At 69.5% G+C, this 11,455-nt stretch carries 14 protein-coding genes; 5 read left to right on the plus strand and 9 right to left on the minus strand.

Features of this window, described 5'->3' with window-relative positions:
• The 9 genes from QZ753_RS09370 to hisB form a co-directional block, all read right to left on the minus strand.
• On the minus strand, window positions 1–851 hold an 851-nt coding region (locus QZ753_RS09370), incomplete at its 3' end, for a glucan biosynthesis protein (protein ID WP_294643082.1).
• 119 nt (window positions 852–970) lie between these two features.
• On the minus strand, window positions 971–1,948 hold the full coding sequence (gene coaA, locus QZ753_RS09375; protein ID WP_294643084.1) for a type I pantothenate kinase: 978 nt from the start codon (window positions 1,946–1,948) through the stop codon (window positions 971–973).
• Window positions 1,938–2,258, minus strand: a complete 321-nt coding sequence (locus QZ753_RS09380) for a phosphoribosyl-ATP diphosphatase (RefSeq protein ID WP_294643086.1) — start codon at window positions 2,256–2,258, stop codon at window positions 1,938–1,940. Before QZ753_RS09380 ends, coaA begins: the two co-directional genes overlap by 11 nt.
• A gap of 11 nt (window positions 2,259–2,269) precedes the next feature.
• Window positions 2,270–3,082: an imidazole glycerol phosphate synthase subunit HisF gene (hisF, locus tag QZ753_RS09385; protein ID WP_294643089.1), complete on the minus strand. Its 813-nt coding sequence runs from the start codon at window positions 3,080–3,082 to the stop codon at window positions 2,270–2,272.
• Between the two features lie 52 nt (window positions 3,083–3,134).
• Entirely contained in the window at window positions 3,135–3,680 is a 546-nt protein-coding gene (locus QZ753_RS09390; RefSeq protein WP_294643091.1) for a Uma2 family endonuclease, read from the minus strand.
• 76 nt (window positions 3,681–3,756) lie between these two features.
• A complete protein-coding gene (gene hisA, locus QZ753_RS09395) occupies window positions 3,757–4,491 on the minus strand; it encodes a 1-(5-phosphoribosyl)-5-[(5-phosphoribosylamino)methylideneamino]imidazole-4-carboxamide isomerase (protein ID WP_294643093.1) in 735 nt (244 codons plus the stop codon).
• Window positions 4,491–5,144 (minus strand): imidazole glycerol phosphate synthase subunit HisH, encoded by a 654-nt coding sequence (gene hisH / locus QZ753_RS09400; RefSeq protein WP_294643094.1) that lies wholly within the window; start codon window positions 5,142–5,144, stop codon window positions 4,491–4,493. Before hisH ends, hisA begins: the two co-directional genes overlap by 1 nt.
• Before the next feature lie 2 nt (window positions 5,145–5,146).
• Complete coding sequence (locus QZ753_RS09405) at window positions 5,147–5,605, minus strand: DUF2628 domain-containing protein (protein ID WP_294643096.1); 459 nt, start codon at window positions 5,603–5,605, stop codon at window positions 5,147–5,149.
• Window positions 5,602–6,210, minus strand: coding sequence for an imidazoleglycerol-phosphate dehydratase HisB (hisB, locus tag QZ753_RS09410; protein WP_294643098.1), 609 nt, complete (start codon window positions 6,208–6,210; stop codon window positions 5,602–5,604). The genes QZ753_RS09405 and hisB overlap by 4 nt, the downstream gene beginning before the upstream one ends.
• 331 nt (window positions 6,211–6,541) lie before the next feature.
• Between hisB and hslV the strand changes: the two genes are divergently transcribed.
• The 5 genes from hslV to QZ753_RS09435 form a co-directional block, all read left to right on the plus strand.
• Window positions 6,542–7,099, plus strand: a complete 558-nt coding sequence (gene hslV, locus QZ753_RS09415; protein WP_294643107.1) for an ATP-dependent protease subunit HslV — start codon at window positions 6,542–6,544, stop codon at window positions 7,097–7,099.
• A gap of 68 nt (window positions 7,100–7,167) precedes the next feature.
• Window positions 7,168–7,983: a potassium channel family protein gene (locus tag QZ753_RS09420; protein WP_294643099.1), complete on the plus strand. Its 816-nt coding sequence runs from the start codon at window positions 7,168–7,170 to the stop codon at window positions 7,981–7,983.
• Between the two features lie 78 nt (window positions 7,984–8,061).
• Window positions 8,062–8,385: a DUF1236 domain-containing protein gene (locus QZ753_RS09425; RefSeq protein ID WP_294643101.1), complete on the plus strand. Its 324-nt coding sequence runs from the start codon at window positions 8,062–8,064 to the stop codon at window positions 8,383–8,385.
• A 324-nt stretch (window positions 8,386–8,709) separates the two neighbouring features.
• Window positions 8,710–9,936 carry an EAL domain-containing protein gene (locus QZ753_RS09430; RefSeq protein ID WP_294643103.1) on the plus strand — a complete coding sequence of 409 codons (1,227 nt, stop codon included), beginning with the start codon at window positions 8,710–8,712 and terminating at the stop codon, window positions 9,934–9,936.
• Window positions 9,937–10,075: 139 nt separating this feature from the next.
• Window positions 10,076–11,455: mannitol dehydrogenase family protein (locus QZ753_RS09435; protein ID WP_294643105.1), on the plus strand; the 1,380-nt coding region annotated here is incomplete at its 3' end.

The following is an 11,455-nucleotide window of genomic DNA, read 5'->3' on the forward strand; positions in this document are numbered from 1 at the left end:
TGGACTTCCGGCCGCCAGTCGATGCGGCGCTGCTTGTCGGTCTCGGAATACCAGTACATCGAGGTGAGGGCGGCGATGCCGAAGCGCTCGATGTCGTCGCGCGCGAAGTAGCGCGACTGGATGTCCATGACGATCGGCCCGCCCTTGCTTATGTCCATGCGCAGGACGCCGGCGACGCGCGGGGAGTTGAGAAGGCAGGTGATGACCAGCCGGCCGTCGGCCGAGGGCTCGAGGAAGAAGTCGGTGAAGCGCGGAAACTCCTCCGGCGTCGGCATGGCGACGTCGATCGCGAGCGCGCGGGCGGACATGCCGAACTGGTTGTCCTCGCCCGACGTGCGGAAATAGGCGGCGCCCAGGAAGGCCAGCCAGTCGGCGTCCGAGCCCGGCTCCAGCACGCGGAAGCCCGCAAAGCCGATATCGTCCGGAAGCTCCTTGGCGGGCGAGTCCGACGGGATCGTGAAGAGATTGGGGTCATAGCGCAGTGTGCGCGCCTCGCCCCCCTCGACGACATGGATGCCGACCGGCAGCTTGAAGTAGCGCCCGAGATGGAAGAAGCGGATCGGCGCCTTGCCGTCGTTCAGCTCCAGCGTCTCGCTCTTCTTGTACTGGATGCGCCAGTGCTGGTCGAAGTCGATGCGCTCGAGGACATCGGCCGAGCGCGGCACCTCCGGCACGTAAGGGCTTGCTGCCAGCGCGCGCGCCCGCTCCACCAGCGTGTCGAAGGAGAAGGGCTCGGGCGCTCCGAACCGGAGGAGGTCGCCGTCGGCGGCGAGCGCGCCGCGCGTCGCGGAGGCTAGGCCAAGGGCCGCAAGCCCCATCATCCATTCGCGTCGGTTGAGGTCGATCGTCATCGGCGTTCCCACGTCCCTGTTCGAAGCCGGGCCGGGAGTTGGGCTGAGTTGATTTGAATGTCAACTCACGTCGTTTGTCCCGGCGTCATCCGGCCCTGCCGGACGCCGGGCTCTGCCCGTCAGATCTTGCGCAGCGCCACCTCTTCCACGAGGTGGTCGCCGCCCTTGCGCAGGATGAGGTCGGCGCGCGGGCGGGTGGGGAGGATGTTCTCGTAGAGGTTCTTCGCGTTGATCGTCGCCCAGAGCCGTTCGGCGACCTCCAGCGCTTCGGCTTCCGAAATCTTCGAGTAGCGATGGAAGAACGAGGACTCCTGCCGGAAGGCCGTCTCGCGCAGGCGCATGAAGCGCGAGATATACCAGCGGTGGAGATCGCGCTCGTCGGCGTCGATGTAGATCGAGTGGTCGAAGAAGTCGGAGACGAAGGGCACGAACTTGCCGTCGCGGGGCATCTCGCGCGTCTGGAGGACGTTGAGCCCCTCGAAGATCAGGATGTCGGGCTGGTCCACCTCGATCCGGTCGCCCTCCAGCACGTCGTAGAAGAAGTGCGAGTAGACCGGCGCGGTGACGTGGCGGGCGCCCGCCTTGATCGCCGACAGGAAGCGCAGGATCGCGCCGACGTCGTAGCTCTCGGGGAAGCCCTTGCGCTGCATCAGCCCGTCGCGCTCGAGGACCGCGTTCGGGTAGAGGAAGCCGTCGGTGGTCACGAGGTCGACCTTCGGCGTGCCCGGCCAGCGGGCCAAAAGCTCCTTCAGGATGCGGGCGGTGGTCGACTTGCCGGCTGCGACCGAGCCGGCGATGCCGATGATGAAGGGCGTCTTGACCTGGGTCGAGCCGCGCAGGAAGCGCTTGCGCTGGCGAAACAGCGCCTGGCTGGATTCGACATGCGAGTAGAGGAGGCGCGACACGGCGAGATAGATGCGCTCGACCTCGTCGAGGTCGATCGTGTCGCCGAGCGAGCGCAGGCGCCTCACTTCGTCGGCCGTCAGCGTCAGCGCCTCGCGGCCGCGGAACGTCGCCCATTCGGCCGCCGAGAAGAAGTGGTAGGGCGACAGGGTCGCAGGCGCCAGCTGGTCCATCGCCGCCGCCTCAGCCCCCATGCGTCCGCGCGGCCTTTTCGGCAAGCCCGGTGCGCGCGGTGCGCGACTGAAGCTCGGCCATCACGTCGGCGAGCGGAACGCCGCGCAGGTGAAGGAGCACCAGGAGATGGTAGAGAAGGTCGGCCGCCTCGCCGGTCAACGCCTTGTCGTCCTCCGACAGCGCCGCGATCACGGTCTCGACCGCCTCCTCGCCGACCTTCTGCGCGACCTTGCTTAAGCCGCGCCGCGCGAGCTTGGCGGTGTAGGAGTCCGGGTCAGGGGAGGCGGCGCGCTCGGCGACGATCGCTTCGAGCCGGGTCAGGTCGAACATCGCAGCGCCTTTCAGGAAGCGACGGGAAGGGGGGCCGGCGTCGAGGCGCCGTCGAGCCGCATCGGGATGCCGGCAGCCGCCATGTGGCGCTTGGCATCGCCGATCGTGTGCGTGCCGAAATGGAAGATCGAGGCGGCGAGCACCGCCGTCGCCCCGCCCTCGCGCACACCCGCCACGAGATGGTCGAGCGTGCCGACGCCGCCGCTCGCGATCACCGGGACGGCGACCGCGTCGGCGACCGCGCGCGTCAGGCCGAGGTCGAAGCCCGCCTTGGTGCCGTCGCGGTCCATCGAGGTGAGAAGGATCTCGCCTGCGCCCAGCGCCACGACGCGCCGCGCGAACTCGACGGCATCGATCCCCGTCGCCTGACGGCCGCCATGGGTGAAGATCTCCCAGCGGCCGGCCTCACCTGCGGCCGAGACACGCTTGGCGTCGATCGCGACCACGATGCACTGGTTGCCGAACTTGTCGGCGGCCTCGGCGACGAACTCGGGACGCTTCACGGCGGCCGTGTTGATCGACACCTTGTCGGCGCCGGCCAGGAGCAGCCGGCGGATATCGGCGACCTCGCGCACGCCGCCGCCGACCGTCACCGGCATGAAGCAGGCCTCGGCGGTGCGGGCGACGACATCGAAGATCGTCTCGCGGTTGTCGGACGAGGCGGTGATGTCGAGGAAGCAGAGCTCGTCGGCGCCCGCCGCGTCGTAGGCGCGCGCGGCCTCGACGGGATCGCCCGCGTCGACCAGTCCCTCGAAGTTGACGCCCTTGACCACGCGACCGTCCTTGACGTCGAGGCAGGGGATGATGCGCGCCTTGAGGGTCACTTCGAAGCCGTCTCCGTTCCGCGTCCGGCGGGCAGGAGCCGGTGTGCCGCGCTTATGCGATGCCGCGATAAAGGTCCGCAAGGGGAAGCGCCAGGCCGAAGCCCGCGAGCGCCACGCTCTCCTCGCGCCCGACGATCATCTCGGGCGAGCCGAACGCCCCGTCCTCGCCGCGCGCCCAGAGCCAGACGCGCGGCTCGTCCTGCGACAGGACGAGGTAGTGCAGGAGCGAGGGGAGGGCAGTGTAGTCGCGCACCTTCTCGCCGAAGTCGCGCGCCATGGACGAGGGCGACAGGATTTCGGCGACGAAGACCGGCGCGTGGGCGACGAGATCGCGCCCGTCGCCGCCCGTCTGGTCGACGTAGACGTCGGGGAAGCGGACCCCGTCGGGCGTGCGCACGCCGAAGTCCGCCGCGCCGACCTCGTACCGGTCGGGATCGAGGCCGCGCGCCAGGAATACCGTGAGCGCCGTGGTCAGCTTCGCGTGGTTGCGCGAGACGTTGATCATCATGTCGATCACCTTTCCGCGCACGAACTCCCGCTTGCCGTCGAGCCCCTCGAAGGCCCGCAGGAAGTCGTCCGCGGTTCGGATGGTCGGCACCTGGATGTTCATACCGTCAATCTAGCCCCGTCGGAGCGCCCTGCAAAGGCGCTCGGCCGGTGACTCACGTGAAACATCAGCGCCGGAGTCGCGCCAACGCTTCCCTTGGATCGATGCGCCCGTCATAGAGGGCGCGGCCGGAAATCGCGCCCTCCAGGAGCGCGGCCTCGGGGGCGGCGAGGCGTTCGATGTCGGCCATCGAGGCAAGGCCCCCGGAGGCGATCACGGGAATGCGCACCGCGTTGGCCAGCGCGATGGTCGCGTCCCAGTTGATGCCGGCGAGGATGCCGTCGCGGTCGATGTCGGTGTAGATGATCGCCGAGACGCCGGCATCCTCGAAGCGGCGGGCCATATCCTCGACGCTGAGCTCAGACGATTCGGCCCAGCCCTCCACCGCAACCTTGCCGCCCTTGGCGTCGATGCCGACCGCAACCTGCCCCGGAAAGCGCCGGGCGGCCTCGCGCACCAGCGCCGGGTCGCGCACCGCGATGGTGCCGAGGATGACGCGGGCAAGCCCCGCGCCGAGCCAGCGTTCGACGTCGGCGAGCGTGCGGATGCCGCCGCCGAGCTGAACCTTCATCGTGTCCCCGACCTCGGCGAGGATCGCCTCGACCGCGGAAGCGTTCACCGCCCGGCCCTCGAAGGCGCCGTTGAGGTCGACGACGTGGAGATGCGTGAAGCCCTGATCCCGGAACGCGCGTGCCTGCGCGGCCGGGTCGGCGTTGTAGACGGTCGCCTCCTCCATCAGCCCGAGCTTCAGGCGCACGCACGCGCCGTCCTTGAGGTCGATGGCGGGAAAGAGGATGGGCATCAGGGCTTCCAGCGCAGGAAGTTGGCGATCAGGGACAGACCGAGCGTCTGGCTCTTCTCGGGATGGAACTGCGTGCCGGCCTTGTTGCCGCTGGCGACGATCGCCGTCACCGCGCCGCCGTAGTCGGCGGTCGCCAGCACCTCGTCGGGCGCGCGCGGCACGAGGTGGTAGGAGTGGACGAAATAGGCGTGTAGGCCCGTCTCGCCGGTGGCGATGCCGTTGAGCAGCGGGTGCGCGTGTTTCACGTGAATCGTGTTCCAGCCCATCTGCGGGATCTTCAGCGACGGATCGCTCGGCACGATCGGCTCGACGTCGCCGCCGATCCAGCCGAGGCCATCCGTGATCGTCTTCTCCAGCCCGCGCTCGGCCATCAGCTGCATGCCGACGCAGATGCCGAGGAACGGGCGGCCGCGCTGCTCGACGCCCTCGCGCAGGGCCTCCAGAAGTCCCGGCGCCGCGTCGAGACCGCGCCGGCAGTCGGCGAAGGCGCCGACGCCCGGCAGCACCAGACGGTCGGCGGCGCGGATCTCGGCCGGATCGTCGGTCACGAGGATGCGGCTGTCGTCGCCCGCCTCCCGCGCGGCACGCTCGAAGGCCTTCGCGGCCGAGCGAAGGTTGCCCGAGCCGTAGTCGATGATGGCGACGCTCGGCATCGTCACGCGCTCCTGAGGTCGAACAGGGACTGGCCCGGGCGCAGCGGCGAGCGCGGACCGCCCGACCAGTCAACGAACGGTTCAGCTTGCGGCATCTCGGTCGTTTCGCTTGCGTAATAAAGCAGTTCGGCGTCGATCGCATCCCGCGCCCACACTGCGCCGGCATCCCGCCAGCCACGCCACGCGAGCCGGCGGGCCATTAGCGATGGGCCTTCCAACGCCACCCCGAGGCCGAGGAGGAGCGACAGGAGGGCGGCCGCCGGCAGGTCGTCGTTCGGCGTCGCCACCATCACGAGGACGTCGAGGAGGAACACCGCGACGGCTGGTAGATACAGGCGATGCACGAGCAGCCAGAGGCTTGGAAGAACCACGGCGATGGGCCGGAACCCGTCGCGCAGGAACCGCGCGCCCTCCGTCCGCCCTTGCGTGCCCGGCGGCTCGAAGATGCGGTATCGCCTCACGCCAGCATGCCCTTGGTGGAGGGCACGAGGTCGGCCTGCCGCGGGTCGATCGACAGCGCCTCGCCGAGCACCCGCGCCACCGCCTTGAAGCAGGTCTCCGCGATGTGGTGCGAGTTGTCGCCGTAGAGCGTCTCGATGTGCAAGGTCAGGCCCGCGTTGATCGCGAAGGCCTGGAAGAACTCGCGCACCAGCTGCGTGTCGAACGTGCCGATCTTCTCGGTCGGAAACTCGGTCCGGAACACCAGGAACGGCCGGCCCGAGACGTCGACCGCCGCGCGCGTCAGGCACTCGTCCATCGCCAGATCGAGCGAGGCATAGCGCCGGATGCCCCGCCGCTCGCCCATGGCCTTGCGGATCGCCTGGCCGAGCGCGATCCCGACGTCCTCCACCGTGTGGTGGTCGTCGATGTGATAGTCGCCCTTGGCCTCGGCGCGAATGTCGATCAGCGAATGGCGCGCGAGATGGTCCAGCATGTGGTCGAAGAAGCCGACGCCGGTCGCGACGTCCGCCCGGCCCTGGCCGTCCAGATCGACGCGCACCCGGATCTGCGTCTCCTTCGTCGCCCGGTCCACCGACGCATCCCGCCGTCCCGCCGTCTCGCCCATCGCCCGTCCATCCTCGATCGTTCCGCCGCTTCATACAGAAGCGCGGGGGCGGAGCCAACCGAGGGCGCGTGGGGAAGACGGGGGCTCTGCCCCCGGCCCCGCCAGGGGAATGATTCCCCTGGACCCCCTTCCATTGGGCTGTGTCCAAGATCGGGGAGGGCCGCCGGCCTTCCCCGATGTTGGAAAGGGTCCCAAACGAAAAGAAGGGTTCGGGAATTCCTTCCCGAGCGGGGACCGGGGCGGCAGCCCCGCCATCCCGCTTGCGCCCCTGTTGGCACCACCCCGGCGCTCCCATATGGGGCGCGGAACGAACAAGGACGAAACGAGAATGATGGACCAGCACGACCCGGCGAAGATGTACGGGACGACGATCGTCACGGTGCGCAAGGGTGGCAAGGTGGTGGTGGCGGGCGACGGGCAGGTGTCGCTCGGCAACACGGTGATGAAGGGCAATGCCCGGAAGGTGCGGCGCATCGGCAAGGAGGGCAAGGTCATTGCCGGCTTCGCGGGCGCGACGGCGGACGCGTTCACGCTTCTGGAGCGGCTGGAGGCGAAGCTCGAGCAGTATCCCGACCAGCTGATGCGCGCCTGCGTGGAGCTTGCCAAGGACTGGCGCACCGACCGGTATCTGCGCCGTCTGGAGGCGATGATGATCGTGGCGGATGCGCGGGTGACGCTGACGCTGACCGGCAACGGCGATGTCCTGGAGCCGGAGAACGGGGTGATCGCGATCGGCTCGGGCGGCAACTATGCGCTGGCGGCCGCGCGCGCGCTTGCCGAGACCGAGCTGTCGGCCGAGGAGATCGCGCGCCGCGCCATGCGCATCGCGGCCGAGATCTGCATCTACACCAACGAGAACGTCATTCTGGAAAGCCTCGACGCGGCCTGAGGCGACGAGCGTGGGACGGCGCGGCGGCGGCACTGGCCGGCCGGTCCGTCCCGGTCCATCTAGGCGGGATGGACGCTGCCGCCTCGCCCCGCCCTGATCCCGACCCGCCGTCCGGGCGCTTCCAGCGTTTCCGGCGGCGGCTCGATTTTCTGTACCATGCCGACCATCCGACGGCGGTGCGCTTCCAGGGATGGATCGCGATCGTCGATCTCGTGGTGATCGCCTTCTTCGTGATGGCGCCGGTGCTGGAGGAGAAGCGCTACTTCCTCTGGCTCGACTACTCGCTGGCGGCGCTCCTGCTCGTCGATTTCGCGGCGCGCGCGCTGGCCGCGCCGAACCTCCTGACCTGGGCGCGGCGGCCGGTGATCTGGGTCGACGCCCTGATCTTGCTGACGCTCCTCCTGCCGGCGATGTTCTTCAATGTCGGCTTCCTGCGCATTCTTCGGCTCTGGACCCTGTCGCGCAAGGATGTCCTCTGGCGCCCCCTGCGCCGGCGTGGCTGGCAGAAATGGGAGGAGGCGGGGCGGGCGGTGATCAACCTCCTGACCTGCCTGTTCCTGGCGACCGGGTTCATCTACACGGCCTTCGTCCGTGAGGGGTCGGGCATCGAGGGCTATGTCGACGCCCTCTATTTCACGGTCGCGACGATGACGACGACGGGCTTCGGCGACGTGACGCTGCCGGGACCGGCGGGCAAGCTCACCTCGGTCGTGATCATGATCGTCGGCATCTCGCTTTTCGTGCGCCTCGCGCAGACCGTGTTCCGACCCTACAAGGTGTTCTTCCGCTGCCCCGCCTGCGCGCTGGAGCGGCACGAGCCGGACGCCGTGCACTGCAAGGCCTGCGGCCATATCCTGGCGATCCCCGACGAGGGCGGCGACTGACGCGGCAGCCGTTTCGTGCAACCTCGGGTCCTGACCGGCGTTGAAGGGGCGTCCTCGATGACCCAAAGGAACCCTTCGATGCGCCGACTGATCGCCCTTGCGGGCCTTGCCAGCCTGATCGCCGCGCCCGCGCTGGCGCAGACCACGACGACGATCATCACGCAGGAGGCGGCGCCCGCCGCGACCGTGGTCGCCGTTCCCGCGCCCGTGCGCACCTATGTCACGCAGCAGACCATTCCTTCGGTCACCTACGAGCGCCGGATCGTCGTCGGCGAGCCGCTGCCGCAGGCCGTCGAGTACCATGTCATCCCCGACAACGACGGCTATGCCTATGCCGTCGTCAACAACCAGCGGGTCATCGTCGACCCGCAGACGCGCAGCGTGATCGAGGTCTACGACTGAGCGGTTCGAAGGCAGGACCCCGGACCCCTTGAAACGGGTCCGGGGTCCGCCCATCTCTCGGTCAGGCGGCGCGTCCCGGTTTCGGTCGAAGCGCCGCCCGAAGTCCGGCCTGTCGTCCGACCACGGATGTACTGGCGAGGTGTTGGGCCGGATCTCCATTTTAAAAAATGGACGCGGAGCCGTCGGGAGATCCCCGGCGGCTTTTTCGTGCGCGCTCGGCTGTTGCCGCCGCGCGCTTGTGCACATATGCAACCTTTGAACGATATCATGCGATCTACAGGCGAATACTGACAGACAGGTCGGCGGCCCATGCAGCGACATGACATGCCCCAGTCCCTCGACGGGTTCCTCGACATCCGCGCCATGCTGCGGCTCGTGCGACAGAACCTCGGACTGGACGTCGCCTTCATCGGGGAGTTCGTCGGCGACCAGCGCGTCTTCCGGCATGTCGACGCCGATGCGCCGAACACGCTGGTCGAGGGGACCGGCGATCACCTGGACACCACCTATTGCGGCCGGGTCGCCGACGGCCGGCTCCCCGAACTCATCCCCGACACGGCGGCCTTTCCCGAGGCGCAGCGTCTGGCGGTGACCCGCACGCTGCCGGTCGGCTCGCATCTCAGCGTCCCCATCCGCCTGTCGAACGGCATGGTCTACGGGACGTTCTGCTGCTTCGGCCACGCGCCGGACCACTCGCTGAACGAGCGCGATCTCGCCGTCATGCGCACCTTCGCCGGGCTCGTCGCGCAGCGCATCGACCGCGACCTGCAGGCCGAGAGCCTTCTGGCGGCCAAGCGCGGGCGCATCCGCCGGCTTCTCGACGACGGCGGGCCGGCGATCGTCTTCCAGCCGATCTTCCTCCTCGACGGGCTCGCGCCGGTCGGCGCCGAGGCGCTCTCGCGCTTCCCCTCCGACCCCTATCGCCCGGTGGAGACCTGGTTCTCCGACGCGGCCGAGGTCGGGCTCCAGATCGAGCTGGAGCACCGGGCGATCGCCAACGCGCTGGCGGCCTACGCGCCGGTCTGGTCGAGGCACCGCGTGCAGATCGGCATCAACGCCTCGCCGGCCGCGATCCTCGCGCCCGGCTTCATGGATCTTCTGTCGGGAAGCCCGGCCGACCGGATCGTCCTCGAGATCACCGAGCACGAGCGGATCGACGATTACGGGCCTCTGCTTGCCGCCCTCGCGCTCTTGCGCGACCGGGGCGTGCGCATCGCGATCGACGACGTCGGTGCCGGATATTCCTCGATGAGCCGGGTCGTCGCGATCCGCCCCGACATCATCAAGCTCGACCGGGAGATCGTGCGCGGCCTCGACGGCGACCCGATGCGGCAGGCGCTGGCCCGCGCCCTCGTCGACTTTGCCGCGCGCTGCGGCTGCAAGGTCGTGGCCGAGGGGGTCGAGACGCCGGGCGAACTCGAGATCCTCTCGGAACTCGAGGTCCAGGCTCTTCAGGGCTATCTCCTCGGCCGGCCCGCGGGCGTCGACGCCCTCGAACGGGTACTTGGACAGGGCGCGCGGCGCATCGATGCGATGGCCGACGCCGGCTGACCCGTCCCGCGACGGCGATTGACAGCCCTCCTCGGTCGGTCGAAGACAGGGACGGTAGCCGCGAGGGGAGGCGACGGCGACACCCGAGGCCTTCCGCGCGCGTTCCGTCTTCCGCCAAGACCAGCGAGGCCCTTTTCCCGTGACCCAGCGCCTGTCCGACGCCACCCTGTCCGCGATCCCGTCCGATGTCGCGCGCCCGCGCTTCGACCGGAGCGCCACGCGCATCGGCATCGTGCATCTCGGCCTCGGCGCCTTCCACCGCGCCCATCAGGCGGTGGCGACGCAGGCCGTCCTGGACCATGGCGACCGTGCCTGGGGCATTGCCGGCGTGTCGCTGCGCTCGCCCGACACGCGCGACGCGCTCCAGCCGCAGGACGGGCTCTATACGGTCGCGGTGCGCTCAGGGAGCGGCGACCGGTTCGAGGTCGTCGGTGCCATCCTGCGCCAGCTGGTCGCGCCGGAGGACCCGGAAGCCGTGCTCGCCCTGATGGCGGCGCCCGACACGCGCATCGTCTCGCTCACCGTCACCGAGAAGGGCTACTGCCACCATCCGGCGACGGGCGCGCTCGACGAGTCCCATCCCAACATCGTCCACGACCTCGCCCATCCGCACGCGCCCCGCTCGGCGCCGGGCTTTCTGGTCGAGGCGCTGCGCCGGCGGCGCGAGGCGGGCCTGCCGCCCTTCACGGTCCTCTCCTGCGACAATCTTCCGGCCAACGGCGAGACGGCGCGGCGCGTCGTCTCGGCCTTCGCCGAGCTACGCGGGGCCGCGCTCGGCAGCTTCGTCGCCCGCGAGGTGCCGTTCCCCTCCACGATGGTGGACCGGATCGTGCCCGCCACCACCGATGCCGACCGGGCGCTGGTGGCGGAGCGGCTCGGGCTCGAGGACGCCTGGCCAGTGATGACCGAGCCCTTCTCGCAATGGGTGATCGAGGACCATTTCGCCGACGGGCGGCCGGACTGGACGCTTGGGGGCGCGCGCTTCGTCGCCGACGTCGAGCCCTTCGAGCTGATGAAGCTGCGCCTTCTCAACGGCTCGCACTCGACGCTCGCCTATCTCGGCTATCTCGCCGGCCACGAGACCGTGTCGCAGGCGATGGCGGACGCGCCCTTCGCAGCCCTTCTCACCGCGATGATGGAACGCGAGATCGCGCCGACCCTGCCGCCGCTCTTCGGCTTCGATCTCGCGGCCTACCGCGCCGAGCTCCTCCAACGCTTCCGCAACCCGTCGCTGAAGCATCGAACCTGGCAGATCGCCATGGACGGCTCGCAGAAGGTGCCCCAGCGCCTCCTCGGCACGATCCGCGACCGGCTCGCGGCGGGCGAGCCGTTCGAGCGGCTGGCGCTCGGGCTGGCCGGCTGGATCCGATATGCCGGGGCGCGCGACGAGCAGGGCGGGACGATCGACGTGCGCGACCCGATGGCCGCGCGCCTGAAGGGCTTGAGCGAGGAGGCGGGCGACGACCCGGCGCGCCTTGCCGACGCCTTCCTATCGCTGCACGAGGTCTTCGGCGACGAT

It is taken from the genome of uncultured Aureimonas sp., assembly GCF_913775355.1.
Taxonomy (GTDB): domain Bacteria; phylum Pseudomonadota; class Alphaproteobacteria; order Rhizobiales; family Rhizobiaceae; genus Aureimonas.